Source organism: Methylocaldum sp. GT1BB, from assembly GCF_051027545.1.
Lineage (GTDB): Bacteria > Pseudomonadota > Gammaproteobacteria > Methylococcales > Methylococcaceae > Methylocaldum.
Genome location: NZ_CP194902.1, coordinates 3,589,261 through 3,615,812, shown reverse-complemented (window position 1 = coordinate 3,615,812; position 26,552 = coordinate 3,589,261). Strand labels below are relative to the sequence as shown.

The 26,552-nt window shown below is 58.3% G+C and carries 19 protein-coding genes; 6 read left to right on the top strand and 13 right to left on the bottom strand.

Features of this window, described 5'->3' with window-relative positions:
• Positions 1-177: 177 nt before the first annotated feature.
• From ACR2TX_RS17460 to ACR2TX_RS17440, 5 genes are all read right to left on the bottom strand, one after another.
• Positions 178-507, bottom strand: coding sequence for a DUF2288 domain-containing protein (locus ACR2TX_RS17460; protein ID WP_208110007.1), 330 nt, complete (start codon positions 505-507; stop codon positions 178-180).
• Between the two features lie 241 nt (positions 508-748).
• The gene (locus tag ACR2TX_RS17455; protein ID WP_077729572.1) at positions 749-961 is read right to left on the bottom strand and encodes a DUF2934 domain-containing protein; all 213 of its coding nucleotides are present in this window, start codon (positions 959-961) and stop codon (positions 749-751) included.
• 444 nt (positions 962-1,405) lie between these two features.
• Positions 1,406-2,566 (bottom strand): WD40 repeat domain-containing protein, encoded by a 1,161-nt coding sequence (locus tag ACR2TX_RS17450; protein WP_086134811.1) that lies wholly within the window; start codon positions 2,564-2,566, stop codon positions 1,406-1,408.
• Positions 2,567-2,770: 204 nt separating this feature from the next.
• Positions 2,771-6,220 carry a translocation/assembly module TamB domain-containing protein gene (locus ACR2TX_RS17445; protein WP_434130340.1) on the bottom strand — a complete coding sequence of 1,150 codons (3,450 nt, stop codon included), beginning with the start codon at positions 6,218-6,220 and terminating at the stop codon, positions 2,771-2,773.
• Complete coding sequence (locus ACR2TX_RS17440) at positions 6,217-7,935, bottom strand: autotransporter assembly complex protein TamA (RefSeq protein WP_086134813.1); 1,719 nt, start codon at positions 7,933-7,935, stop codon at positions 6,217-6,219. Before ACR2TX_RS17440 ends, ACR2TX_RS17445 begins: the two co-directional genes overlap by 4 nt.
• Before the next feature lie 101 nt (positions 7,936-8,036).
• On the opposite strand from ACR2TX_RS17440, the gene lysM reads away from it, so the two are divergent.
• Positions 8,037-8,498, top strand: coding sequence for a peptidoglycan-binding protein LysM (gene lysM, locus ACR2TX_RS17435; protein WP_077729576.1), 462 nt, complete (start codon positions 8,037-8,039; stop codon positions 8,496-8,498).
• Positions 8,499-8,746: 248 nt separating this feature from the next.
• On the opposite strand, the gene parC is transcribed toward lysM, so the two are convergent.
• Positions 8,747-10,981, bottom strand: a complete 2,235-nt coding sequence (parC, locus tag ACR2TX_RS17430) for a DNA topoisomerase IV subunit A (RefSeq protein WP_434130339.1) — start codon at positions 10,979-10,981, stop codon at positions 8,747-8,749.
• A 429-nt stretch (positions 10,982-11,410) separates the two neighbouring features.
• Between parC and pyrC the strand changes: the two genes are divergently transcribed.
• Together pyrC and ACR2TX_RS17420 are read left to right on the top strand one after the other, a co-directional pair.
• Complete coding sequence (pyrC, locus tag ACR2TX_RS17425) at positions 11,411-12,454, top strand: dihydroorotase (RefSeq protein WP_077729579.1); 1,044 nt, start codon at positions 11,411-11,413, stop codon at positions 12,452-12,454.
• 124 nt (positions 12,455-12,578) lie between these two features.
• Positions 12,579-13,778 carry a transglycosylase SLT domain-containing protein gene (locus ACR2TX_RS17420; RefSeq protein ID WP_156881852.1) on the top strand — a complete coding sequence of 400 codons (1,200 nt, stop codon included), beginning with the start codon at positions 12,579-12,581 and terminating at the stop codon, positions 13,776-13,778.
• 424 nt (positions 13,779-14,202) lie between these two features.
• On the opposite strand, the gene ACR2TX_RS17415 is transcribed toward ACR2TX_RS17420, so the two are convergent.
• Complete coding sequence (locus ACR2TX_RS17415; RefSeq protein WP_077729646.1) at positions 14,203-14,526, bottom strand: DMT family transporter; 324 nt, start codon at positions 14,524-14,526, stop codon at positions 14,203-14,205.
• Between the two features lie 695 nt (positions 14,527-15,221).
• On the opposite strand from ACR2TX_RS17415, the gene ACR2TX_RS17410 reads away from it, so the two are divergent.
• Positions 15,222-15,524 (top strand): BON domain-containing protein, encoded by a 303-nt coding sequence (locus ACR2TX_RS17410; protein ID WP_077729580.1) that lies wholly within the window; start codon positions 15,222-15,224, stop codon positions 15,522-15,524.
• A 70-nt stretch (positions 15,525-15,594) separates the two neighbouring features.
• On the opposite strand, the gene ACR2TX_RS17405 is transcribed toward ACR2TX_RS17410, so the two are convergent.
• From ACR2TX_RS17405 to ACR2TX_RS17380, 6 genes are all read right to left on the bottom strand, one after another.
• Complete coding sequence (locus ACR2TX_RS17405; RefSeq protein WP_347257659.1) at positions 15,595-16,437, bottom strand: metallophosphoesterase family protein; 843 nt, start codon at positions 16,435-16,437, stop codon at positions 15,595-15,597.
• A gap of 39 nt (positions 16,438-16,476) precedes the next feature.
• On the bottom strand, positions 16,477-17,409 hold the full coding sequence (locus ACR2TX_RS17400; protein ID WP_077729582.1) for a diacylglycerol/lipid kinase family protein: 933 nt from the start codon (positions 17,407-17,409) through the stop codon (positions 16,477-16,479).
• Between the two features lie 21 nt (positions 17,410-17,430).
• Complete coding sequence (locus tag ACR2TX_RS17395; protein WP_434130337.1) at positions 17,431-18,948, bottom strand: R3H domain-containing nucleic acid-binding protein; 1,518 nt, start codon at positions 18,946-18,948, stop codon at positions 17,431-17,433.
• A 154-nt stretch (positions 18,949-19,102) separates the two neighbouring features.
• Positions 19,103-20,593: a SpoVR family protein gene (locus ACR2TX_RS17390; RefSeq protein WP_077729584.1), complete on the bottom strand. Its 1,491-nt coding sequence runs from the start codon at positions 20,591-20,593 to the stop codon at positions 19,103-19,105.
• Positions 20,590-21,852, bottom strand: coding sequence for a YeaH/YhbH family protein (locus ACR2TX_RS17385; protein WP_077729585.1), 1,263 nt, complete (start codon positions 21,850-21,852; stop codon positions 20,590-20,592). Before ACR2TX_RS17385 ends, ACR2TX_RS17390 begins: the two co-directional genes overlap by 4 nt.
• A 23-nt stretch (positions 21,853-21,875) precedes the next feature.
• Complete coding sequence (locus ACR2TX_RS17380; RefSeq protein ID WP_077729586.1) at positions 21,876-23,798, bottom strand: PrkA family serine protein kinase; 1,923 nt, start codon at positions 23,796-23,798, stop codon at positions 21,876-21,878.
• 550 nt (positions 23,799-24,348) lie between these two features.
• Between ACR2TX_RS17380 and ACR2TX_RS17375 the strand changes: the two genes are divergently transcribed.
• Entirely contained in the window at positions 24,349-25,680 is a 1,332-nt protein-coding gene (locus tag ACR2TX_RS17375; protein ID WP_240502452.1) for an ABC transporter substrate-binding protein, read from the top strand.
• Positions 25,677-26,540, top strand: a complete 864-nt coding sequence (locus ACR2TX_RS17370; protein WP_434130334.1) for a carbohydrate ABC transporter permease — start codon at positions 25,677-25,679, stop codon at positions 26,538-26,540. Before ACR2TX_RS17375 ends, ACR2TX_RS17370 begins: the two co-directional genes overlap by 4 nt.
• Positions 26,541-26,552 lie beyond the last annotated feature (12 nt).

Sequence of the window (26,552 nt, the reverse complement as noted above, 5' to 3'; positions counted from 1 at the left end):
TTACTATTAACCCGGCCTATAAATATAGGCCGGGTTAATCCGGGGCAGGGATGCCCCGGCGCGGCGACAAGCCGCGTGAGCCCAGGCCGGGCGTGTACCGGGCCTGGGCGGCGGCCCGAAATACCAGGAGGGTATTTACGGGCCTGATTAATAAGATCGATAGTCTGACCAAGGACTCTAGTGCGCTTTGGGCGGTCGACTCTCTTGCACCAACACCCACGGCGCAACGACCACGGCCCAAAAGGTGCACTTCGAATCGACCCATCGCCTGGCGTGATCGTCGGTCGCCCGCACAACCTGCCCTCTTTGGATCCACTCTTGCAAAGCGCTTTTATCGTCTTCGGCTATCTTTGCCGCAGCCTCGACCAAGTTCAATTCCGGTCCAATAACGATTAAGACGCCTCTGGCGAAATGGCGCTCCAGCTCCTGCCAGCCGATTTGTCCGGTTTCCGCCGCAAGTTTCTGGCGCAGTTCGGTATCGTGCATTTTGGCTGTTTTTAAAGTCATCAAATAAAGGATTGGAATCGAGAAACGCTCGCGAATTCACTGAACCGGCAGCCGCCAAGCTTCGCCTATCGGTCGAATCGCTCGATTATGATCGCAGAAATGGAGGGATAAAAGAGAGTCCTGTTTTTATCCTCATCACATGCGGTGGGGATAAAAAAAGAAGAAGGCAGAAACGGTATATTTGGGTGGGGGATATTTCTGCCTTCTGGGGAAACCGAATCTAGAGAGTCGAAAAACCTGCTTAAAGGGAACCCGCTCTGATTTCCTTTTCAGCCTCTAGCCAATCTTCGACTTCGTAACCTGGAACAAAGCCCCGCTTTTCAGCACGGTAATACGCGGCTTCGGCAATCTTTTGGTTTATCTCGTCATCGGGAAATGGAACCGGATTGCTCGGAGCATCCGACATCAAATCTTCCGACATGTCATCCACGGCTTTCAGCGCTTTCCTAGCCATAGCAAGAGAACCTCCTAATTTCTAATTTCTTTTTCCTTAAAGACAGAAGGGAAACGAGAACCTCCCTGTTCGAAATTGCATCCCAGCCGAACTCGGATTGTCCGGTCACATAGGATCAATTCAAATCCATTGCAACCATCCCGGTTGGATTAAGAATTGTCTCAATCTCCTACGGAACATCCCGGATCCGTCAAGAACGTCCTGTCCTTCGGCAAAAATCCCTCTGCTTCTAAGCCGTATTGCGGTCCTTATTGGAACGTTCCGGTTCCGAACTCGACGTCATCCTTCGGAGGTTTTGCCAGCCTACGGCTGTCGTTCGAGTGGGTGTATTTAACCGTCGTGGTTTCGTGTGGAGAATACGTAAGAGTTCGTATCCTGCCGGATTAGATTGCTACGATTCGCCGTCGTGGGCTTCCGCTCGCAGGAGGACAGCCGGACTACCCTTTACTCCTGGCTCGCATGGCGCAGCTTCTCGAGATCCCACACCTTGGCGGCATCCCAACCGACGGTTACCACCTTGCCCTGCCTCGAGCATGCGATCTGCTCGATGGAACCCTCGTGTGCGAGCACACTTCCCAGCTTTTTGGCCTCCGCAATATCCCAAAGGTATAGATTGCCGCTTTTCGTACCCACCGCTATCCAGCCTTTCCGGCTTTCGCGGCAGAAACCCGCAATCTCGCTGTCATGATCTCCCAAGCTGGCGATGAGTGTGCCTGATCGCGTATCCCAGAGTTCGAGAACAGGCCCCTCGCGAAACGCCACCAAGAAACCGTCCTGACTCAAACCCAGAAGGGATCGGTCGGTATTGAGCTCGGATTGCTTGGCGATCTCCATGGACGCCGCATCCCAAAACCAAACTTCCCTGCCCGAGGCAGTGACCAAAAGGGGCTTGCCGTCGTCCCTGCGAACGAACGCCAAAGCGTCCGATCCCTCATGCGTAGCGCGCAAGAATTTTCCGCTGCTCGGTTCCCAGATTCCGGCCGGTCCACGGGCGATCCACCCCACGGATTTGCCGTCCGGCGAAAATGCGACGGACTTCACGTCGTACCACTCCACGGCGTAGTCCGCCAGCAGCTCTCCTGTTTTTTGATCCCACAACACGAGATACCCGCCTTCGTGCCCGGACATTCCGGCCGCGATCCGGAGGCCGTCCGGAGAATATGCCAAAGCCTCCAAATAGCGACCGCCGCGGGTCTGAAAGCCGTTCTTGTCCCGGATCAACCGCCGTCCCGTAGTCGAATCCCAAAAATATAGGCTGGTTCCGCCCACCGCCAGAATGTCCCGTCCGTCAGGCGAAAAAATGGGAAGGGCGATGCCGGCGCGTGGCGGCAAGTGCGTGCGCTCGAGCCGGGCGACCAATCCCCGCTGGCGCTGAAGCTGATCCAATGCTTTTTCCGCATCCTGCTCGTGTGGACACGCTTGGCAATCCCGCAGATAGTCCAAGTATCCCTCGATGGTATTCTGGGTTTTGGCCTGCTTCCAGGATTTTCGATCCTCACCTTCATCGCCCTGGTAACGAATCAGCGCGACCAGTACCAGCACCGCAAGGCCTAGTACGAACAATCCGATGAGCAGTTTTTGGATAAACGACAACAGCGCGTTCATGATTGAAACAGAATTCCTGAGCGTTTCGATGCAATACCGATGACAAGCTTATTCTTTAAATAACCCTACCGCTACCGGGGTTCATGGAAAGGAATGCTAGCGAACCGATTGCGCCAACGGCAAGCTTGTCCCCTTTCGACGCATTGGCCGATGCGACGCAAGAAATCCGATATCGCTCGTCGACGAGTCGATGACTCCGGAGCGTTATCTCTCCCATTCGAAAAGAATGTCCGCCCCGCTCTGCTCTCCGGTCTCCGATTGAAGCCGCCAATGCTCATTGAGCTTATAGCGCAGCTTGAACACGTTGCTCGACTGGAATATGCCGAGACCGTATTGCAGGTAAAGCCGCGGCGTTAGGTATTTCCCCAAGAATAGCGATGTGGTTTCGGTGCCGTTCGGTGTTCCGACTCCGATCTCGTCCAATAGTCCCCCCAGTCCGAACCGGCTGCTGATTTCTCTCGCGAGCAGACTTCCGGCCGCTCCGCCCAGGGAAGAAGCGGCATTTCTCAGCCTGTCGCCTTCCTCGCGCGGCGCAAAGTCCATGGGTTTTCCGGCGATCAGGTAGGCGAGAATGTCCGCTTCGGGCAACGGCGGTATGGAGTACAAGGAAACGTTGGGGTTCTTGAGCGAGCCGAGTACCCGCACACCGGCCACTACCTGGTCCAGCCTGCGGGTGACGGTAACGTCCAATCCGGGGTTGTCCACCGGCGTGTCCGTGAAAATCAAACGCCCGTCGTCTATGGTCAAGTCAACCCCATAGAAGGAATAGGTACCGTCCTGAACCACGATCTGCCCGGTTCCGCGCGCCTCTTCGTTCGGCTCCTGAACGATTCTTACCCTGCCGCCGATTTCGCCTTGGAAGCCGGCGGCCTTTACTTGAATCTTGTCGCCGAGGACGACTTGAACGTCGCTATGCAGTCGAAACTCTGTTTCCTCCTCGCCCGGTTCGCCGTTGACCAGCACGACGTCCTCGGACGGGGTCACGGCCTGTTCCTTCTTGGGAACGTTGATAAACGCTTCCGGAACATCTACCCGTCCCCGCATATCGATCCGCTGCCGTTCGGTCATGATGTTGATATCCGGCGACAAGTAGACCTTGGCTTCCGGCGTGTCGACGCCGAGAAACCGGGTTCCGTCCAGATTCAAGGTCAAGGGCCAGCCCGCCGTACCGTCAAGCCGCCAGAGGCCGCTCATCCGTACGGTTCCGCCACCCGACATCGCGCTCCCTTCGAGCCGGATTTGTCGTTGGTCTACCGAATTCGCCCGCAGCGTCAAATGTTCGATACCGATGCCCAATTGAGGTATGCGAAAACCGGCATCCGGCACGCTGGCCTCGAGATCCAACAAAGGCGCTCTCGCTCTGCCTTCGATCCCTAAATCCGCCCGGAACGAGCCGCTCAAGCCTTCGATTTGCGCCAGCCAGGGTTCGAACACCGCCAAGGTTTCCAAATCGACGGTCAGACGTCCCGACACCGGCAGATCCTGAAGCTCGGCCAATCGGAAGGTTCCCCGGCTCTCCAGCGCCCCTTGGATGTCCAGGAGTCCCGCCTGACGTATTCCGACTTGCATCGTCAATATTTGGCCGGAAAGATCCGCGTATATCGATGCCGTTTCCGGTCTTATCCGAACCTTCTTCGACTCGTTGACGGTAAGATCGAACGCTAAGCCTTCCGCATCGAGATCCAGAATGCCTTGATCTATCAGATCGTCTTTGCCGCGAAGTACGGCGCTGCCTTCCAGCATGCCCGAGATAGGCATCGGCTCCGGCAATTCAGCCCCGAATAGCTTTAAGGGAACACCCGACACGCGGGCGGCGGCCCACCATTCGCCGCCTTCGGCGATCTCTCCTTCGAAACACCAGCGTGCGTCCCGGTTGGTCAAACAGATTTCCTCGATCTCGCTTCGGGTTCGCCCGAGCTTCAATCTTGCGGGCTCGCGCAGGGTCCAGGAACCCGATCGAGGTTCCTTGAGATCGAACCTGCTCAGTACGCCGCTCCAGGCATCTTCGCGCAACCCGCCTTCCGCTTCGAAGGCTAGCGCATAGGGCGGGCTGTCGATCCGTCCGGTCAATTCATGTCTTTCCCGGCTGCCGCGTCCGGAAAGTCCGATATCCATGGTATAGGTGTCGAAGCGGACCGAATTCCCTTGTAGATCGAAGGTCAACGGCGCGTTGGGCGCGGCGCCCGCATTGAGCGTCAGGCTCAAATCCCGTACGCCGTACTCCTGGTATTTCAAGCCGGCGGCATTGAGCTCCGCTTCGACGGCAGGCGCCGATCGGGCTCCTTCCAGCTTTCCGCTGCTCGTCATCCGGCCTTTGGCGCCCGGCAGCCAGATTCCCAAATCGTCGGACCTCAGTGTCCAGCGGAGATTCAACTGCGGCCCCCAAGCGCCGTCCACCACCAGGGCCGTGGACACGCTGTTCACGCGAAAATCCCGGAACACGACGGCGTCTTCCGGAAATCCGATGTTTCCTTTCGCCTGAACCCGCTGATCCCTTATCAGCCCGTCAAGTTCGACCCGGACATCCGAGCGGGTTCCGGCAACGGTCAACCTTCCTTCGGGACTCCGCCATGCGCCATCCGCTTGCGGCGGCCAGAGCAGGTTCTTCCATCGGGCCTCCAGATCGATTTCCGGTGTTTCCTGAAGACCGCGAACCTGCCCCGAGATAGCGATCTCCGTTCCGGTCTCGGGGAGCCTCAGGATGAGCGCTTCGAGCGCAAGTTCGCCGGGATCCCGGTAGCTCAGGTCCAAGCGCCCTCGCGCTTGGCCCACGTCCGGCACGGTCAACGCGAAATCTCCGGAAACCTTGGCTGTGCGGCTGGTGCCCTCGCCTTTCAACTGTGCGGAGAACGGCCACGCCTTCCAGTCCCGATCGAGCCGGTCCAACGGAAATTCGGGAAGATCGACCTCGGCATTCCAAGCGCGGGAATTTTCTCGGATCAGGACCTCCGCCGTCACGCGCATTGCCGTCGGAGCCGTAATCCGCTGGACCGTCGAAATCCGCTCCAGGTCTCCTGTAATCCTTCCGCCCCCGGCAATTTTCGGCCGGTCCGGCAGCTCGACGGTCCATGCGGTATCGAGGTCGATAGGTCGTTCTTCGCCGGGAGCGATGGTTCCGCCGAGCGATGCGCTGACCTCGGGCGTTTTTACGCTGAGCCGTTCGACCGTCATGCGGCCTTCGCGAAGTTTCAGACCCGCATCGATCCGTTCCAGACGGATCGGCTCCGCCGATTCGGACGACTGCCAGCTTGCATCGCGAATCTCGATCTCGTCGATCGCTATATCCAACGGCAGACGTAAATCGGGCAACCGAGGGGCTTTCGGCTCCGGCGCGGCTTCGGCGATCTGCAAGACGCGGACATCCCTCAAGCGAACCGTGTCGAGATGCAAGGTTCGGCGCAGCAAGGCCCTCGGCCGCCATGCAATCTCGAGTTCCCGGAGGTCTATGCTCAATCGCTCATCCCGGTAACTCAGATCCTTAAGCGAAAATCCGCCCAGCACCGAGCCTGAGGCAGGGCCGATTTTCAAACCGCCGACCCCACGCTCCACGCCGCGAACCAGCCATGTTAGGCCGATCTCGGTCGCGAGCAGCACGTAGCCGACGGCGGCGAGAACAAGAAATACGACCAGTACGGCTGCCGTCAGGCGCTTCATAAATCGGGACCCAGAATCAGATGCACCTGAAACGAGTCCTCCGCCCTCGACAGGGGCACGGCGAAATCGAGCCGAACCGGACCTATGGGCGAACGCCAGCGGGCTCCCAGGCCGACACCATGACTGAACGGTTCGTCGAAATGATTGGCGGCACGTCCGACATCGTAAAAGACGGCCACGCCCCAAGGGCCGAACAGCGTCCGCTCGTATTCGATGCTGCCGACGGTCAGGTAGCGCCCGCCTATGCGGTCCCCGTCCGCATTCCTCGCGCTGATCTCGTTCAGACGATAACCGCGCACGGACCTGTCGCCGCCGGCATAAAAGCGTTGCGTAAGCGGCAGCTCGCTGAATTCGTCGGTCGCGATATAGCCGAGCTGGGCGCGCGCGATCAGCCGGTTGCGCTCCCCCAGGCTGTAGATCCCCTTGGCGTTGAGCCGCAGCTTGAAAAACGAAACATCGGATAGCAGGTCTTTCGAAGCTCCGTTCCCGATCAGGTCGATACGCGCCCCGCGCTCGGGATTCAGCACGTTTTCCGAGCTCAACCAGGTATAACCCAGGCTCGGAAGCAACAAAACCGCAGTCTGCGGACCCTCGCCCACATCGAAACGCTCGCGCTGCAGATCCAGCGACAATACTTCCCGCAAACCCCAACGGGCGGTCGAATGCCTGATGCCGATGCGTGCGACTTCGGCTGTACCGGCCAGGGTATCCTCGGTGCCGATTTGCGCGGCAAAGCCGAGCTGATCCTTTTCCGGACGCTTCAAGGGAATGGCGTATAGCGCGTCGAGTTCGGTACGGATGAGCGACAGCCGCAGGTCGGCGTAGAAGCTATGTCCATGGCGATTCAGGTAACGATTGCGATAGCCCAGGGTTAAGCGCGGGCCGGTGTCCGTGCCGTATCCGGCACCGGCCTGAAACCGGTTTTTCGGCTGCATTGCCAATGAAACCGAAACCGGGACCTGTCGAGCATCCGCCTGCTCGGGGTGCGGGATGACGTCGGCCTTGCTGAAATAACTGCTGTCGAGCAGGTTTTTCTGAAGCCTGGTCAGGGTCGAAGAACGAAAAGGTTCGCCCGCGTGGAAATTCACGAAACGTTCGAGCAGCGACGGCTTGAGCGGCGTTTCCGAGAATGAGACTTCGCCGAAGCGGTAACGTTTGCCGGTATCGAAATGCAGATGGATCTCGGATCGGTAATCCGAAAGATGCACCAAAATTTCAGCACGGCTGAAGCTGGCGTCGAAAAACCCGAACTCGGTCGCGGCTTCCGAGAACGCCTCCTTTCCCTTTTCGTAACGGGTATGGTCGAGAACATCACCCTCCTTCAGCGGAAAGCGTGCAATCAAGGTTTTGAATTCCCGCAGTTCGAGACCTTCGCCCGTCAAGCGGACATCCACTTCGCTCAGCTTGATCGGATCTCCCGGATCGATTCGGTAGACCGCCAGCCAGCCCGGCCCTTCGCGCGTCAACGCCGCGTCGATTTTCGGGCGGTAGTACCCGAACGGTTCCAGCGCTCTTCGGATCTCGTCCGGCGCGCGCTCGTGAGCGATGCGAATCCTGTGCGGGTCGCTCATGCTTTCCGCCTGGGCGATGGTCAGCAGCGCACGGACGTTTCTTTCCAGCCTCTCGTCGAGCCCCTCGATTCTGATCGCAACCTGTTCGGCGCTCCATGCGGATGCGAAACATAGCAAGCAACTGAGCAATAAGATCCACCGCACCCCTGTTCCCCGTAATCCCGTTTGCGCCGAATAAACTCGCAGCACAGATGGTCTAATGATCGCAGAGGCTACAAACACGGAAAAGCAAAGGAGTAACAATCATGGGACTTTTCGATTTTGCAAAGGACATCGGACATCGGCTCTTCAGCGAGGAAGGCCAGGCCGCCCGAAAAATAGAAGAGCACATCAACGAAAACAATCCCGGCATCAAGAACCTGAAGGTGGATTACCGTGATTCCGTCGCCTATCTCTCCGGCGAGGCGGACTCGGCGGAGGCTTTGCAGAAAGCCGCACTGATGGCCGGCAACATCAAGGGCGTCGAAGCGGTGAAGGTGGAAGGCGTCAAGCTGCCGGCAGGCGTAGCTAGCCCCCAGGCGGCGGAGACCTACGGCGACACGCAGTACTACGTCATCCAGTCCGGCGACACCCTTTCCAAAATCGCGCAGCAGTTCTACAAGGATCCCAACAAGTATTCGAAGATTTTCGAAGCGAACCGCGAGGTCATCAAGAACCCCGACCTGATCTTTCCGGGGCAGAAGATACGGATTCCGACCGAGCATTAGAGAGCTGGCGACCGATAACGCCTCGTTCTCCTCGAAACCGATTGTGGGGTGGGTTAGGCACGCATCGCACGGAATCCACAAAGTTCCAGCGGAGTTTCCGCGTGCCGTAACCCACCGGACAAGGCCGCGGTGTCGGTGGGTTACGGCGCGCAGAGAGTCCTGCGATCACGGCATCGTTCGTGGTCATGCGCGCCTAACCCACCCTACACCAGGAGCGCCAATCGGAACCTTGTTTCCGGCCACGTCCCTCAGACTAGGAGCGTCAGTTGCTCCACCCGCTGAAAGCCTTTCGGCAGCGGATTTCCGCGCCGCGCGCGCGATCCTTGGTAATGGGCCAGATCCTTGGCCGTCACGCTCAGGCTACGCTTGCCGCAGTGAACCTTCAGACCGGCGTCGGGGGGCACGGCAGTCATGGCTACTACGTAATCCTGCCGCGCGGCCAGATCCGCCGGTTGAATCTGGATCAGCTTATTGCCTTTGCCCTTGTTGAGGACCGGGATCTCGCTGATGGGGAATACCAGAAACCGGCCTTGCGCGGTGGCGATCGCCACCAGATCGGACTCGGGTTGACCGACCAGTACCGGCGTCAGGACCTTCGCATGTTCCGGTACCGTCAGCAGGGCTTTGCCCGCCCGGTTCTTGGTGTGGAGCTCCTTGAGCTGGGTAATGAAACCATAGCCGCTGTCGGTCGCGAACAGATACCAGTCGTCGTCCGCACCTGCCAGCACTGCCTTGAACAGCGCACCCGGCGGCGGGTTGAGCCGTCCGGTCAGGGGTTCTCCCTGGGAGCGGGCGGATGGGAACTCATGGGCCGGCACGGCGTAACTTCGGCCCGTTGAATCGAGGAAATAGGCCGGCTGGTTGCTGCGCCCGAGCGCGGCAGAGAGAAAGCTGTCGCCGGAACGAAAGGCGAGCGTGGTCGGATCGATATCATGCCCTTTGGCGGCGCGAATCCAGCCTTTTTCGGAAAGAATGAGCGTGACCGGCTCGCTGCCGATCACCACGGTAATGTCCAGGGCTTGGGACGCCTGGCGAGCGACGATGGGGGAACGGCGCGCATCGCCGTATTTTTCGGCGTCCTGTTTCAGCTCGTTCTTGATCAGAGCGTTTAGCTTCTTCTGTGAACCCAGCGTGGCTTCGAGGCTGGCCCGTTCCTTTTCCAGCTCGTCCTGTTCGCCGCGAATCTTGATTTCCTCGAGCTTGGCCAGATGACGCAGCTTCAGTTCCAGAATGGCCTCGGCCTGCACGTCGCTCAGCCCGAAACGCTCCATCAGCACGGGCTTAGGTTCGTCTTCGTTCCGGATGATCGCGATCACCTCGTCGATATTGAGGTAGGCGATCAGCAAGCCTTCGAGGATGTGCAAACGCGCGATGACCTTGTCCAGCCGGTACTGAAGCCGCCGGCGCACGGTCTCGGTGCGGTAGCTCAGCCATTCCAGCAGGATTTCCTGAAGATTCTTGACCTGCGGCTTGCCGTTCAGCCCGATCATGTTGAGATTGACCCGGTAGGTCTTCTCCAGATCGGTGGTCGCGAACAGATGCGACATCAGTTGATCCGCGTCGATGCGCCGCCCGCGCGGCATGATGACCAGCCGGGTCGGGTTCTCGTGATCGGATTCGTCGCGGAGATCCTCCACCATGGGGAGTTTCTTCGCCTGCATCTGGGCGGCGATCTGTTCCATGATCGCGTTGCCGGACACCTGGTGAGGCAAAGCGGTGACGACGATATTCCCTTCTTCCAGCTCCCACCGCGCCCGCAAGCGGATCGAACCGTTCCCGGTCTGGTACATGCGGACGATATCTTGGCGCGGGGTGATGATCTCGGCTTCAGTCGTGAAATCCGGACCCTTGATCGAGTCGCATAGCTCTTCGACGCTGAGCCGGGGGTCGTCCAACAAACGAATGCAGGCTCCGACCACCTCGCGCAGGTTATGCGGCGGAATATCCGTCGCCATGCCTACCGCGATGCCGGTCGAGCCATTCAGCAGCACGTTCGGCAAGCGCGCCGGCAGCAGGGCCGGTTCGTCGAGGGTGCCGTCGAAGTTCGGCAACCAGTCGACCGTACCCTGCTCCAGCTCCGACAACAGGGTCTGCGCGTACGGCGTCAGGCGCGCCTCGGTATAGCGCATGGCTGCGAAGGATTTGGGATCGTCCGGCGAGCCCCAGTTCCCCTGTCCGTCGATCAAGGGATAGCGGTAGGAAAACGGCTGGGCCATCAACACCATGGCCTCGTAACAGGCCGAATCCCCGTGGGGATGGTATTTACCCAATACGTCGCCGACCGTGCGGGCGGATTTTTTATATTTGGCCTGGGCCAATAAACCCAGCTCGGACATGGCGTAGACGATGCGTCTTTGCACCGGCTTGAGTCCGTCGGCGATATTGGGCAAGGCACGGTCGAGAATGACGTACATGGAATAATCCAGGTACGCCTTCTCGGTGAAATCTTTCAATGGTATGCGTTCGTGGGAAACGGAATTCACGGTTTTTTCGGTAGAGAGTGAGCGATTGATAAACAGAAGAGCCTGGGCGGTTGCATCTCCGCCGATGTGTTAAGGAAGCTCTGAGTAAATGGATTTCGATTATGGTTCGACAAGCTCACCACGAGCGGAATCAATACCTTACCGTTCGTCCTGAGCCTGTCGAAGGACTTAATCAGAGCTTCCTTAACTGATCATTTTAAGTCCTTTCGCAGCCGCCTGCCTTATCACGGTTACGCTCGTTCCCAATCTCCGGATTGGGAACGCTGCCTTGGAAGCTCCGGCTTCGCGAAATACGGCAAGCAGGAGCTTGCAAAACCCGGTTCCCAAACCGGAGCTCGGGAACCGGCACATCGTGGGTTTGTGCTGCCCGTCAAACCACGGCAGCGCCGAATCTTGTAAGATTGCGTCTTTAAACATCCACTGCCATCCATGCAACGACTGACCATCACCTGCCCTGACGACTGGCATTTGCACCTCCGCGACGGCGCCGCCATGCGCGACGTGCTGCCGGACAGCGCACGGCAATTCAGCCGAGCCGTCATCATGCCCAATCTGAAGCCGCCGGTCACCACCGTGGCGGACGCCCTCGCCTACCGCCGCCGCATTCTGGAAGCCTTGCCCGGCGGGCTCGAATTCGATCCGCTGATGACGCTCTATCTCACCGAGGGAACCTCGCCCGAGGAAATTCGGCGGGTTGCCGAGGAACCCGAGATCGTGGCGCTGAAACTTTATCCCGCCGGCGCAACGACGCATTCGGAAGCCGGGGTCGCCACCCTCGAAAAGATCTATCCGGTGTTCGAAGCCATGGAGCGATACGATGTGCCCTTGCTGGTGCATGGCGAAGTGACGGATGCCGAGGTCGATATCTTCGACCGCGAAAAAGCGTTCATCGACAGGCATCTGACCGCCATCGCAAGCCGATTTCCGGCGCTCCGCATCGTTCTGGAGCACGTCACCACACGGGACGGCGTCCAATTCGTGCAGGATGGCGGGCCGAACATCGCGGCTACCATTACCGCCCATCATCTGCTTTATAATCGCAACGCCCTGCTGGCCGGAGGCGTTCGTCCCCATTTTTACTGCCTGCCGGTATTGAAACGCGAAACTCATCGCCTGGCCTTGGTCGAGGCGGCAACCAGCGGCAACCCAAATTTTTTCCTGGGAACCGACAGCGCGCCTCATCCACGCAGTCAAAAGGAATCGGTCTGCGGCTGTGCCGGGTGTTATACCGCCCGCGGGGCGCTCGAGCTCTATGCGACGGTTTTCGAATCCGCCGGTGCCCTGGACAAGCTCGAAGCGTTTGCGAGCTTCAACGGCCCGGATTTTTACCGTCTGCCGCGCAATCAGGCAAAAATCGCGATCGAGAAATCCGAGTGGAAGATGCCCGAGGCCATCCCATTCGGTGACGATACCCTGGTGCCGCTCAGGGCGGGCGAGACGATAGGCTGGCGTGTTGTCGAGCGGCTACGATAAACGATAAATCACGCGTCAGACACTCCATTGCTGGAATCGAGGCAGTCCATGGACGGAATTCGGAACTTCCACTAACAGGTGATTCGTGTCCGGTCCCAAGTCGATCTCCAAAGAGAAATCTTCGATGCCTCCTGCTTCGTCCTCCGATTCATTCCTGGCGGCGCCGAGCAAGCCACTCAAGCCCGTACAAGGCGAGCTGGACTTGGTCCCTCCTGCCTCATCCCCTCCCAAAAAGCGGCGATCCAATAACGCGGCCAAGCCGAAAAAGAAACGGACACAGGCCAAGAAAGGCGCCGAGCCCGCGGCAAAACTGAACCCGTGGCGATGGGTCGCCGTTATCGGCACCGAAATCCTGGCATTGGCTGCGTCCGCCCTCATCGGAATCATCGCGGTATTCGGACGCTCGGTGGATTGGTTTGCCGGAACCGGATTATGGTCCAATCTGCTTCCGTTCGCCGCAATGGTACTCGCCGTAGGGATCGCAAATGCGGTGCTGTTGCGCCTCTGGCTGGGCATGCGCGCCAAGCTGGTGCTCAAAGGCATGATTCTGCCTGCGATCCTGGCGGTTTTCGTCGCCGTCACAGCCGGCTGGTTCGCCGCCCAGGAAGAATTCGGCCGCGATCTCGGCAAGCTTCGCAGCCTGGTCGGCGGCATGCAGGAGGCCGAGCGGAACACGATTGCGCATCAGGTGTTTGCCGCCTATCGGCGTTCCGATCTGACTCAAATGCAGCGCATCATCGAGCGAGCCCAAATCTATCTGCCGACGATCCACGAAGCTGCCAAGGCCTTCGATGTCGACCCCGAAGTCATGGTCGGCATCGGCGCTACGGAATCGTCATTCTATCCGCGGGACAGCAAAGACGGAGGCCGCGGACTCTTCCAGATCACCGCTGCCCCGAAGTCGGCGGTCAGCGTCGTCAAGAAACATCTGGATGTCGACCATCTGGACATGCTCAACCAGCGCCACAATACCTTCGTAGCCGCGGCGACCCTGCGTCTTTATCTGGCGGAGATGCGCGGCGATTTGTTCCTCGGTCTTCTCGCCTACAATATCGGGCCGGCCAACGGCGGTTTGCGCTCGATCATGACGCAGTACGGCGCGCGCGACTTCGTGACGATCCAGCCCTATCTGCAAAACCTTCCGCGCGATTATCCGATCCGGGTTTTGACGGCCGCCCTGGCTTATCGGTTGTGGCACACCGAAGGGCGGCTCCCGCGTTATGAGGAAGGCAGCAACGCCATGCACATCCAGAGCGTCGGCATACCCGGCTTGAATCAGGGATTCTCGCCGAAAATCAGCATCGGCAAGGACAAAGCAGCCTAAAAAGTGGCGAAACCGGCTAAGTACATTCAGGGAAGTCTTGCGGCATAGGCAACCTGCAGGACAACCCCGCCAATCAAGCCAATCTGTCGAGATTCCGCAAATATTTGCGGAATGTACTTAGAGCGTTTTCATCTCGCTCGTACGGCAAAACCGGCTCGGCGGGCGTCATTGGCGCCTTCGGCGACGGTAAATTGATTCAAGCATTCGTAGGTCGGCAATCCTTTGCCGACGAACCCGTTACCCCAACGGCACCGTCGGGAAGGGCGGCTTCGGCGCTCCCGAAGACGCCGTTTGCGATTGGAAGGGTCGCGACTAAAGCGACCGTTTGCGATTGGGAGGGATTCCCGACCTACGCGCGAGTGCCCGTACAGTAGGCATGAAAATGCTCGAATCGATCGTCCGCTCCCGGAAGCAAAGCCGGGCATCAGTTTTCCGTGTAGAGCAGCTTCAAGCCTACGACGCCCAAGACGATTAGCAGAATGCAGACGATCCGGACCAGGTCCGTGGATTCGTTGAACAGTATGATGCCGATAATCGCGGTCCCGGCGGCGCCTATTCCAGTCCAAACGGCGTAACCGGTGCCTAACGGTATCGTCCTCAGCGCCAGGGACAAGAACACCAGACTGATTATCATGGCGGCGCCTACGCCTAAACTCGGCCACCAACGCGTAAAGCCCTCGGTGAATTTCAATCCCACCGCCCAGACGATCTCGAATATCCCCGCAACAAGTAAATATGTCCAACCCATGCTTAAAAGAATGTCGCTACGCAGCGAAGCCATAGCCTAGTTTAGACAGACGATATTACCCGATCTTTCTGCCGAGTCGGTTTGCGAGATTTGATTTTCCACAAGACTCGCATACGTTGATTCCCGATCTTCGAGCCAGCTGATCTTCCGTTCCGCTGATTCGGTTAGCTGCTCCCAAGTCCTTTCAAAAGGTACGGAAATGTACGTATGTTTAATTTGGGGGTGGTGAGCTTAAATACATCCACCTGAGCTGATCTCGGGTCCGGAACATGGATGCTCCCGCAGGACGGGATTACGGCGAATGGACTTAAGGATGTCGCCAAGAACAGGACGTTCCCAAACGCAACCAGGATGTTGCGAAGGGAGTTGGAGTGTTTCAACGGATTCTGGACGCTCCCTATCCTCGGGCCAGGATGCTCGACACGGAAATGGAATGCTCCGCATGTAACTGGACTGATCCGAATTTGGCTGGGATGTATTTTTGGGAACACGGAAGTTCCATTTTTCTTTCTCCCGTCGTTCACACACTTGCTCATCCAGCTTCACGGCCGGCAAAGTCGCCAGGCGCCCTGCCGTTCCGTCAAAAACGTATCCTCGTTTTCGATGTTGCGTCCGGCGCCATCCAAGGTCGGAAATCCCTTTCTGACATAGCTGCCTGAAATCCTTGGCCGTTCATCGAAGGAGTGAACAGCGTGATGAAAAGAAGACAGTTTCTCGCCCTGGCCGCAGCCGCAATGGTCGTCGGGTGCGCCGGTTCGAAGACCCGCGAGAGCACCGGCGAATATCTCGATGACACGGCCGTTACCACCAAGGTCAAATCGGCTCTGCTGCGCGATGAAGTGGTCAAAGGGCTGGACATCCAGGTCGAAACGTTCAAAGGTACCGTGCAACTCAGCGGCTTCGTCAACACGGCCTCGGAAAAGCAGCGCGCCGAAGCGATCGCGAGAGACGTCGCCGGCGTTCGATCCGTCAAGAACGATATCCGCGTGATGCAATAACCGCTACCGTAAGCCGTGGCCGACTCACATTCAACGGCCGACGCAACATCGTCTCAAACTCGATCCAGTGTCAGGAGCGCCGGCACGGCCCGGCGGCATCATCCTTCATACGCATCCAACCATCCGCGCGGCGCTCGAAATACTCCGCGGCAGAGGGAACGAAACGCGCATTTTCGGATTCCCATGTGCAACGCTCCAGGACAACCTTCGGATGCTCGATCCGGAGCACGTTAAACGCGTTTTTTTCCTTTCGCGTGCGGACCGAAAGCGCGGTTCCGGCGCTGATCACGAGCGCCTTGTAACCGGCGATGCGATACCGTTCTCCCGTGTGCCCCGAATGGCTGACATGGAGATGCCCGGCTAAGAACATATCGACTCCGCAGCTCGCCAGCGCTTCCATGGCCATCCGCGCCCGGCCGACAAGATCGCCCTCACGGAAGCCCTCGGGCAGGTCGAAAGGGTGATGGGTCACCACGATCTTGATGACCGCACCGGGGTAATCACACAAGCGTTCCCGAATGCGGTCCAGCTGCCTTCGATTGACCCGCCCGTTCTTGATGGTCAGCGAGCGCGCCGTATTGACGCCGACCACGGCGATCTGCTCATCGGCATAGAAGGGCTCGATGTTTTCACCGATATAGCGCCGGTATTTGACCAGCGGCCGGAAAAAACGGGCCAGCGGATTATAGAGGGGTACGTCATGATTGCCGGGCACCACGATTTGCGGCTTCGGCAGCGCATCGAGAAAGCGCCGGGCTTCGAGAAATTGAGCGGTTCGTGCGCGTTGGGTCAGATCGCCAGAGATCGCGACCAGATCGGGCCCTATCTCCCGAACCGATTGGATCAGCGGATCGACCAAGGAGCTGTCGACGCGGCCGAAGTGCAGATCCGAAAGATGGACGATGGTTCGCATGCGCCGCGTTACGCCTCGCCGACCGATCGGCAGCCGGACCTAGCTCGCAATGGCGCTTCCGCGAGACTCGACCTTCGTGTTCGGCACTATCACCCGTAGAGCGCCCGGCCGAATTCGATAATGCAGCGGAGTCTGCATGACGATCACCTCGCCGTCGGTAGCGACCCGAAGGCGGCTGCTGTGCCTAGCCTCGATAACGATCTCCTTGGTCCGCATCATGTCGAAGTCCTTGTCTTTACGCAAACTCCGCAAGAGCGCGCGGAGCCCGAATCGCAAAAGGCCGAGCCGGCCGATTTCTCGAGTGGTATACAGCCACAACCAGCCCGAATCGAGGGTGGTCCGCGCTCCGATATTGAATCCTTCGACCTGGTACCGATTGTTCCCGACGAAAATGAAAGGCGTGTGCCGCACGAGTTCCCGGTCGTCGACACGCAATCGGGCTTCCAGAATGGCATACCGGCGCAAGACGGACAGAGATGCCCAGAGAAACGCCGGCCATTTGCCGTATTCCAGGCGGTCCTGCAGGGTCTCCCGACCGTGTACGATGCTGGGATACAGCCCCAGGCTGGAATTGTTGACGAAAATCCTGCCGTTGACCTCTCCGACATCGATCCGGGCGGGCGTGCCGTCGACAAGAATTTGCGCGGCTTGCTCCAAATCCAGGGGAATCCCGAGATCCTTGGCGAAGTGGTTGAGCGTGCCGAGCGGCAGTACGCCCAGTATCTTGCCGGTTTCGGCGAGCACCGAGGCAACCGCATTGATGGTGCCGTCTCCGCCGCCTGCCGCTATCAGATCGGCGTTCTCGGCCAGGGCTCGCCGCGCGAGGTCCGGAACTTCATCGCCGCTGTTCGCAACCCATATCCGGGCATCCCGGTTGCGTGAGACGAAGAACTCTTCGAGCCGCTTTTCCAGTCCCTTTTTTTCGTCACTACCCGCAGAAGTGCTAACGATAATCGCCAAACGGGCGGCCATAAGCTGATTTTACCGGGGGAATTACATGGGATAGATCACCAAATGCCGGTGTGGTTCACAGCCAATGCTTTCGGCGACCAAGCCGTGGCGGGTAACGATGCGATGTTGCATCTGGCGCAAGGCGGCCGAACGCGGCGAGAGTTCCGCCATGACGCCTTCGGCCTTGACCTGCTGCACGGCACGCTCGGTCTCGCGCACCATTTCCCCGACCTCGTCCTGTTTGTCGCCGGGAACGATGTGAAACAGACTGCGCAGGAGCTGCCGAATCTGAGCGGTCGTGTTCTTCTTGACGGCATGCACCGGCAATTGACCGCCTTGAACGATGCGTTGCAGGCTTGCATCGTCTTCCCGCGCGCGCAGCGTCACGACAAGATCGGCCTGGTCCGGATATCTCACTGTGCGGGCCTCCAAGTGGAGGTCGCGGATCACGCGTTCCACCGAGTCCCGGCTGAGCGCATAAGCATAGATGCGAACCGGACGCTGCCGGTCGGAGCGGACGAATAAGACCTCTCTCGCGATTTCCACGGCCGACTCGGGTTCGCTCGCCGTCACCGGCGACTGAACGGCAACCGGGCCTTGGCGGCGTATGCCTTTGGGCTGTGTGCCGCTCAGGATGGCATCGACCGCCTGCGCGGTGTCCAGGTGCACGACCACCTCGTCCCTGGCGGTAATCTCTACGACGATATCGAAGGTGGGCGGAGCCTTCCGCTCGCTTACGGTTTTTTGCGTGCCCCGAAGCCGGGCCTCTTCGTCGCTGAGAGTCACCGTTTGCACGCCGCCGACCAGATCGCACAGCGTGGGATTCAGAACTAAATTCTCCAGCGTGTTGCCGTGAGCCGTGCCGATCAGCTGAACGCCACGCTCGGCGATGGTGCGCGCGGCCATTGCCTCCGTGGCTGTGCCGATTTCGTCGACGATGATCGCTTCGGGCATATGGTTTTCCACCGCCTCGATCATCACTGCATGTTGTCGATCCGGATGCGCGACCATCATTCGCCGGGCGCTGCCGATGGCCGGGTGCGGGACATCGCCGTCGCCGGCAATCTCATTGGATGTATCGATCACGACGACGCGCTTGCCGAAATCGTCGGCCAGTACGCGCGCCACCTCTCTCAATTTGGTCGTCTTTCCGACGCCGGGCCGGCCGAGCAATACGAGGCTCTTGCCGCTCTCGACGAGATCACGTATCAGATCGATGGTTCCGAATACCGCGCGCCCCACGCGCAAGGTCAAACCGATGATCTCGCCCCGCCGGTTGCGAATGGCGGAAATGCGGTGCAAAGTCCCCTCGATGCCGGCGCGGTTGTCCGCGCCGAATTCACCCAAGGCGCCGATTACGGCATCAAGGTCTTCGCGGGTAACCGGTTGATTCGATAAGTTCAGGGCGGCGTGGGGATAGCGTGCCTGGGGCAGGCGCCCTAAGTCCAAGATGATTTCGAGCAATTCCCCCTGGCCTTGCAGCGCTAGGGATTTCTGGAGCTCCGGTGGAAGGAGCTTTATGAGCAGGTGGAGATCATCGAGATGGGTCTTGGCGGTCACATCTTTGCACGGGGTGTTCTTTCAAGCCCTGTCCGACGCCGTAACGGCATCCAATCGCGTGTCCGCAGCTCCGCCGAGCCGTCAGGTCGATGATTCGAGAACATCTCTATCGACCATTACCTTCCCCGCCCGTCCGGCCGCGGACGCCTCCCGGTCAGTCGCATTCGTACGATTTCTGGATCCGTCCGTTCTCGTCCACCGTTTCGAGTCTCGCCTTGAATCCCCACAGCCGGCGCACATGCCGCAGCATCTCGTTGGTGCTCTCTCCCAAGGGGCGGCGATGATGCTGATAATGCCGCAGGGTCAACGACCGGTCTCCTCGGGTGTCCACCCGGTAGACCTGAATGCTGGGCTCCAGGTTGCCGAGGTTGTACTGATCCGAAAGCACGTGGCGAACGGCTCGATAGCCGTCTTCGTCGTGAATGTGGGTGATTTCCAGTTCGTCGTTCAAATCGTCGTCCAGCACGCTGAACAGCTTGAAATCCCGAATGACCTTGGGCGAGAGGTATTGGGCGATGAAACTCTCGTCCTTGAAATTGCGCATGGCGAAGTCCAGCGTCTTGGTCCAATCGGTATCCACAAGATCGGGGAACCATTTCCGATCTTCGTCGGCGGGATGTTCGCAGATCCGCCGAATGTCGCTCATCATGGCGAATCCCAAGGCATAAGGATTGAGTCCCGAAAAGTGATTGCTGTAATACGGCGGCTGGCTGATGACGTTGGTATGCGATTGCAGGAATTCCAGCATGAATCCGTCGGTCACCAAGCCTTCGTCATAGAGCCTGTTCAGAAGGGTGTAGTGCCAGAAGGTCGCCCAACCCTCGTTCATTACCTTGGTTTGACGCTGGGGATAGAGATATTGCGCGATCTTGCGGACGATTCGAATGATTTCCCGCTGCCAAGACTCCAGCAGCGGCGCGTTCTTCTCGAAGAAATAAAGGAGATTTTCCTCGGGTTCGGCCGGAAACTGATGGGCTTGCTCCTGGAAGTATCTTTCCTTCTTTGGAACGGTGCGCAGCCATAAATCGTTAATCTGCGACTGAAGATATTCCTCCCGCTCTTTCTGCCTATGCTTCTCCTCGGTTATCGAAAGCGCCGGCGGCCGGCGGTAACGGTCCACGCCGTAGTTCATCAAGGCATGACAGGAATCCAGCAGCTCCTCTACGGCCGAGACGCCGTAACGTTCTTCGCATTCCGCGATGTAGTTCCGGGCGAACACCAGGTAATCGATGATGGCGTCGGCATTGGTCCAGGTCTTGAACAAATAATTGTTTTTGAAGAAGGAGTTATGGCCATAACAGGCATGCGCGATGACCAGCGCCTGCATGGTCATGCTGTTCTCCTCCATGAGATAGGCGATACACGGGTTGGAATTGATGACCAGCTCGTAGGCCAGCCCCATGTATCCGCGCCGATAGCTTTTCTCGACGGTCAGAAACTGCTTGCCGAAGGACCAATGCGGGTAGAACACCGGCATGCCCGTGCTCGAATAGCAGTCCATCATCTGTTCCGAGGTGATGATCTCGATTTGGTTGGGATAAGTGTCCAGGCCGAAACCAGCCGCGATTCGGGCGATCTCGGTGTCATAGCTCTGAAGGAGTTCGAAAGTCCATTCGGAGCCTTCTGAAAGGGGTTTGCGGCTCATGCCTGCTGCTTCTTGAAGAGTTCTCTAAAGACCGGATAAATGTCCGCCGCGCTATAAATCGGCTGCATGGCAAAGTTGGGCCAGTATTCCGCCACTTTTTCGTATTCCATCCACAGGCTGTGGGGCTCGTGGTTGTTGATCTCGATATAGGCGTAATACTGCACGCTCGCCATGATGTCTTCGATCAGCAAGCGCGAACAATTCGTCGAGTCCTCGGGCCAGTTGTCGCCGTCCGACGCCTGGGCGCCGTAGATGTTCCAGTCGCCCGAGGGGTAGCGGTCGCGGATGATGTCCTTCATCAACTCGAGTGCGCTCGACACAACGGTCCCACCGGTTTCCCGCGAATAGAAGAAATCCTGTTCATCCACCTCCAGCGCCACCGTATGATGACGAATGAAAACCACGTCCGTCTTTTCGTAATTTCGCGTAAGAAACAAGTAAAGCAACAAGAAAAAACGTTTCGCAAGATTCTTTTTCACCTCGTCCATGGAACCGGAGACGTCCATGAGGCAAAACATCACGGCCTGGGTGCTGGGCTTCGGAACTTGAATGCGGTTTCGGTAACGGAGATCGATGGTGTCGAGGAACGGCACTGCCCGAATCCTGCGCTCCAGCAGGGCGATCTCCTCGCTCAATGCGGCGATACGCTCCTCGTCAGGCTCACCGCCAGTTAGCAAAGCCGCGAGTTCGACTTCCAGCTCCCGCTTCCGGTCCGCCGATGGCGCGCGCAAGGCCGTGCGGCGCGCCAAGGCCTCCCGCATCGAGCGGATGACGTGCAGGTTCGAGGGCGATCCGTCGCTGGTAAAACCCGCGTGCTGACTCTTGAAAGTGGCTTCTCTCGCCAGTTGCCGCTTCACCATGTTCGGCAGCTCGAGATCTTCGAAGATGAATTCCAAAAACTCTTCGCGCGACAATTCGAAAACGAATTCGTCCATGCCCTCGCCGGTATCGCTGGCACGGTTGCCCGAACCGCCCTCCTCGCCTTCCGGACGGGGTACCTTGTCGCCCGCTATAAACTCCTTATTGCCGGGTTGAACGACCTCCCGCCGCCCACCTTGGCCATGCCGAAACGTCGGTTCCGAAATATCCTTGGTCGGAATCTGAATCTTTTCGCCACGGTCTACGTCCGTTACCGACCGCTTCGCGACGGCATCGGCAACGGCCTTGCGAATCTGACCGCGGAAGCGTTGGAGAAAGCGCTGCCGATTGACAGCGCTCTTGTTCTTGGGGTTTAAGCGGCGGTCTATAAATTGACTCATGGGCTTGAATACCTATCGCTCGGTTAAGAGGACTTGCGCACCCTGAGATACCATTCGCACAACAGCCGCACCTGCTTGGGCGTGTACCCTTTGTGAACCATGCGGTTCACGAATTCCTCATGTTTCTTCTGATCGTCCAGCGACGCCTTGGCGTTGAAGGAGATCACCGGCAGCAGTTCTTCCGTATTGGCGAACATCTTCTTCTCGATGACCGCACGCAGCTTTTCATAGCTGGTCCAGGCCGGATTCTTGCCGGCGTTCTTGGCGCGGGCACGCAGCACGAAGTTCACCACTTCATTGCGGAAATCCTTGGGATTGCTGATGCCTGCCGGTTTTTCGATCTTTTCGAGTTCCTCGTTGAGCGCCCTGCGGTCGAAACTCTCGCCGGTATCCGGATCGCGGTATTCCTGATCCTGTATCCAGTAGTCGGCGTACGTAACATACCGGTCGAAGATGTTCTGTCCGTACTCGGAATACGATTCCAGGTAAGCGGTCTGGATTTCCTTGCCGATGAAATCCACATAGCGCGGCACCAGGAATTCCTTGATGAAGCGCAGATAACGCTCCTGCACCTCCGGCGGGAATTGCTCCTGCGTGATCTGCTGTTCCAGCGTATACAGCAAGTGAACGGGATTCGCCGCGACTTCGGAATGGTCGAAGTTGAACACTTTCGACAGGATCTTGAACGCGAAGCGCGTGGAAAGACCGGTCATCCCTTCGTCCACGCCCGCGAAGTCCCGGTATTCCTGATAGGATTTCGCCTTGGGATCGGTGTCCTTCAGGTTCTCGCCGTCGTAAACCCGCATTTTCGAGTAAACATTGGAGTTCTCCGGTTCTTTAAGCCTCGACAGCACCGCGAACTGCGCCAGCATTTTCAGTGTGTGGGGTGCGCAGGGCGAATCGGACAGCGAACTGTGGATCAAGAGTTTCTCGTAAATCTTGATCTCTTCTGAAACCCTTAGGCAATAAGGCACTTTGACCACATAGACACGGTCCAGAAACGCCTCGTTGTTCTTGTTGTTCTTGAACTGCAACCACTCGGACTCGTTCGAATGGGCCATGATGATGCCCTCGAACGGAATGGCCGAAAGCCCTTCGGTACCTTTGTAATTGCCCTCCTGGGTCGCCGTCAGGAGAGGATGCAGCACCTTGATCGGCGCCTTGAACATCTCCACGAATTCCATGATACCTCGGTTGCCGAGGCAAAGGCCGCCCGAGAAGCTGTAGGCATCCGGATCGTCCTGGCTGAAGCGCTCCAGCTTCCGGATGTCGACCTTGCCGACCAAGGACGAGATGTCCTGGTTGTTTTCGTCGCCCGGTTCGGTCTTCGACACCGCCCGCTGATCCAACATGGACGGGCGCACCTTGACGACGCGAAATTTGGTGATATCGCCGTTGTACTCGTGCAGGCGTTTCACCGCCCAAGGCGACATGATCGTATTGAAGTAACGGCGCGGGATACCGTATTCGTTTTCGAGAATCGGACCGTCCTCTTCGGGGTCGAACAGTCCCAGCGGCGATTCGTTGATGGGCGAACCCTTGATGGCGTAAAACGGCACCTGCTCCATGAGGTGCTTCAACTTCTCGGCCAGCGAAGACTTGCCGCCTCCGACCGGGCCCAGCAAGTACAGAATCTGTTTGCGCTCTTCCAGCCCCTGAGCGGCGTGGCGGAAAAATGCCACCATCTGCTCAATGGTTTCCTCCATGCCGTAAAAATCGGCAAAAGCCGGATAGCGCTTGATGACTTTATTGGCGAAAATGCGTGAAAGGCGCGGATCGAGCCTGGTATCGACCAGTTCGGGTTCGCCGATGGCGATCAGCATACGCTCGGCTGGACTGGCGTAGGCCGTCGGATCCTTACGGCAAATTTCTAGATATTCCTGAAGCGAATACTCTTCTTCGCGCGCTTTTTCATAGCGGGATTGATAGTGATCGAAGATACCCATAGATGCGAGGTCTCCTCTGCAATCAGCAGATGCTCAAAAAGGTCTTAACGTCTCCGGCGAGAGGACCGCAAGCTGCCTCGTTCGATATTTTGCTGGTTGAGACAACGAGCGTATTAACTGTCCCTATCATAGCGAACGTGGCTTTCTCATCCATCCGCACTATGCAATAAATGCGGCGCTCGCGGCTCTTACCGCTAAGACGTAGCCTAACATATTTCGGTTCCTCGGCTGCGAGACACCCAAGAAAAACTTTATGCCAAAGAGAACCTCATCGAGCATGTAACAAAACTGTTTCGCACTGCTTGCCGAGCGATACACAATACTTAGCGATGGCCGAACTCGAGCCCACTCCGCTGTATTGTCCTCTTATTAGTTTAGAATTAATCGTCGGCCATACGTTCGACGCTAAACACCCGAGTTTATGCCGGGAAGCGTATTTCCAATAAACGGCACCCTCTTCTCGATCTTTTGCAATGCTCAGCCACACTTGACACGAAACCTGTGCCGATGTTCCACTTCGGGCCACAAGCACGTTTGAACTCCGAGGAGAATGGACTTCCGGATGGGCGTCTACCGCCTGAGAGCGGGACGGTTTTTTCAAGTCAACAAGTGGCCGGCCCGCATCTCGTCGCGGTGCTCGATCGCGCTACTGCGCCTGCTGTTTCTTCTGTCCCTCGGTTTGCCGGTGTGGTCCTGCCGCAATCCGGAACCCGTCGGACCGCCTCATTTGACCTGGTATGTGTTCGACGAACCTTCCGGCGCCTTCCGAGAAGCCGCCCGGCGCTGCACCGAATTCGCAAAAGACCGCTATCGCATCGATGTCGTCTCTCTGCCGGCCGATGCCGATCAGCAAAGGGAGCAATTGACGCGCCGCCTGGCTGCAGGCGACGAATCTATCGACATCATCGGGATGGACGTGATCTGGACCGCCGAATTCGCCGAAGCGGGCTGGATACGGGAATGGCCGATGAGATCGACCCGCCGGGCTTCAGCCGGTCGGTTTCCGATAACGGTTCAAACCGCTACTTATAAGAATGTGTTCTGGGCGACGCCTTTCACGACCAATGTCCAATTGCTTTGGTATCGAACCGACCGTGTCCCGACACCGCCGGATACCTGGGACGAGATGATCGATTCGGCCGAGAAGTTGGGCAGGAATGGCCGGATTCAGGTTCAGGGCGAACGCTATGAGGGGCTGACCGTCCTTTTTGTATCCCTGCTCGCCTCGGCCGGGGGCACGGTCCTGGATGCTGGGGGACAGCAGGTCTCCCTGGAGCCCGAACCCACCCGTAAAGCTCTTCAGGTGATGAAGCGGTTGGCGACTTCTCCCGCGGCCGATCCGGGGCTGTCCACCAGCCGCGAAGACCAGGCGCGGCTGGCTTTCGAAACCGGCAATTCGGCATTCATGCTCAACTATACCTTCGTCTGGCCCAGCGCTCGGCAGAACGCGCCCGACGTCGCGGCGAACATGGGCTGGGCACGCTGGCCCGCGGTTCTGCCCGGCCGGCCCAGCCGGGTGACGGTCGGAGGCATCGATCTCGCCGTCAGCACCTACTCGCGTTATCCCGAACTCGCCTTCAACGCGGCCGAATGCCTAGCAAGCAGGGATAATCAGCGGATCGCCGCACAACGCGGGGGACTTCCACCCACCGTGTCCGCCCTTTATAACGATCCGGCCGTGCGTCGCCGGCTGCCGTTCGCGGACGTGCTGCGAGCGGCCTTGAACGATGCGGTGGAACGTCCTCAAACGCCGCTCTACGCCGACGTGTCCCTCGCCATCAGCCGCACCCTTCATCCCATGCGCGACATCGAGCCGGACCGGGATACGACTCGCTTGCGGAAAGCCGTGCAACGAGCATTGCGTTCGGAAGGCTTGCTATGAGGCGTGTCCAGAACGTCAAAGGATGGCTTTTTTGCACCCCGGCTCTAGCCGCGATGGCTTTGGTTACGGCCTATCCCATTCTCGATGCCGTCCGGCTCTCGCTTTACCGCTACGACCTACGCCACGCGGCTCCGCCCGATTTCATAGGCATCGGCAACTACTTCAGCGTATTAAGTTCGGAAGTATGGTGGCAGGCGCTTGGAAATACGCTTCTGATCACGACCATTTCGGTTTTTTTCGAGCTGGTGCTCGGCTTCGCTCTCGCACTGCTCATGCATAAAGCCGTGTTCGGACGCCGAACGGTCCGTTCGGCGGCTTTGGTGCCTTACGCCATCATCACCGTGGTAGCAGCTCTCGCCTGGAAGTTCGCATTCGATCCGACCACCGGATTCGTCAACAGCCTGCTCGGCGTCGATCGAGCCTGGCTCAACGAACGCTGGTCGGCATTCGGCGTCATCATACTCAGCGAGATCTGGAAAACCACACCGTTCATGGCTCTTTTGCTGCTGGCCGGCCTGAGCCTCATTCCGGATGATGTGCTCAGGGCGGCTCGGGTCGACGGAGCATCCGCCTTACAGCGCTTCCGTCTCATTACCCTGCCCTTGATGAAACCGTCCATCTTGGTGGCGCTGCTGTTCCGGACCTTGGATGCTTTTCGCATCTTCGATTCGGTCTATGTTCTGACACGCGGCGCGCATGGCACCGAATCGGTATCGGTGATTGGATACAACACGCTGATTGCCCGTCTCAACCTGGGTTTGGGTTCGGCGGTATCGGTGCTGATTTTTCTGTGCACGCTCGCGATCGCTCTGCTCTTCACCAAGAGCTTCGGAACGCCCTTGCTCCGCACGGGACGGTGACATGCGAATACG

What these genes read in the sequence shown, in the direction of transcription:
- pyrC (WP_077729579.1), top strand. Translation starts at nt 11,411, where the DNA reads ATGCAACGACTGACCATCACCTGCCCTGACGACTGGCATTTGCACCTC.
- ACR2TX_RS17415 (WP_077729646.1), bottom strand. Translation starts at nt 14,526, where the DNA reads ATGGGTTGGACATATTTACTTGTTGCGGGGATATTCGAGATCGTCTGG.
- lysM (WP_077729576.1), top strand. Translation starts at nt 8,037, where the DNA reads ATGGGACTTTTCGATTTTGCAAAGGACATCGGACATCGGCTCTTCAGC.
- ACR2TX_RS17370 (WP_434130334.1), top strand. Translation starts at nt 25,677, where the DNA reads ATGAGGCGTGTCCAGAACGTCAAAGGATGGCTTTTTTGCACCCCGGCT.
- ACR2TX_RS17380 (WP_077729586.1), bottom strand. Translation starts at nt 23,798, where the DNA reads ATGGGTATCTTCGATCACTATCAATCCCGCTATGAAAAAGCGCGCGAA.
- ACR2TX_RS17410 (WP_077729580.1), top strand. Translation starts at nt 15,222, where the DNA reads ATGAAAAGAAGACAGTTTCTCGCCCTGGCCGCAGCCGCAATGGTCGTC.
- ACR2TX_RS17375 (WP_240502452.1), top strand. Translation starts at nt 24,349, where the DNA reads ATGGACTTCCGGATGGGCGTCTACCGCCTGAGAGCGGGACGGTTTTTT.
- ACR2TX_RS17405 (WP_347257659.1), bottom strand. Translation starts at nt 16,437, where the DNA reads ATGCGAACCATCGTCCATCTTTCGGATCTGCACTTCGGCCGCGTCGAC.
- ACR2TX_RS17460 (WP_208110007.1), bottom strand. Translation starts at nt 507, where the DNA reads ATGACTTTAAAAACAGCCAAAATGCACGATACCGAACTGCGCCAGAAA.
- ACR2TX_RS17445 (WP_434130340.1), bottom strand. Translation starts at nt 6,220, where the DNA reads ATGAAGCGCCTGACGGCAGCCGTACTGGTCGTATTTCTTGTTCTCGCC.
- ACR2TX_RS17390 (WP_077729584.1), bottom strand. Translation starts at nt 20,593, where the DNA reads ATGAGCCGCAAACCCCTTTCAGAAGGCTCCGAATGGACTTTCGAACTC.
- ACR2TX_RS17455 (WP_077729572.1), bottom strand. Translation starts at nt 961, where the DNA reads ATGGCTAGGAAAGCGCTGAAAGCCGTGGATGACATGTCGGAAGATTTG.
- ACR2TX_RS17400 (WP_077729582.1), bottom strand. Translation starts at nt 17,409, where the DNA reads ATGGCCGCCCGTTTGGCGATTATCGTTAGCACTTCTGCGGGTAGTGAC.
- ACR2TX_RS17420 (WP_156881852.1), top strand. Translation starts at nt 12,579, where the DNA reads ATGCCTCCTGCTTCGTCCTCCGATTCATTCCTGGCGGCGCCGAGCAAG.
- ACR2TX_RS17385 (WP_077729585.1), bottom strand. Translation starts at nt 21,852, where the DNA reads ATGAGTCAATTTATAGACCGCCGCTTAAACCCCAAGAACAAGAGCGCT.
- ACR2TX_RS17450 (WP_086134811.1), bottom strand. Translation starts at nt 2,566, where the DNA reads ATGAACGCGCTGTTGTCGTTTATCCAAAAACTGCTCATCGGATTGTTC.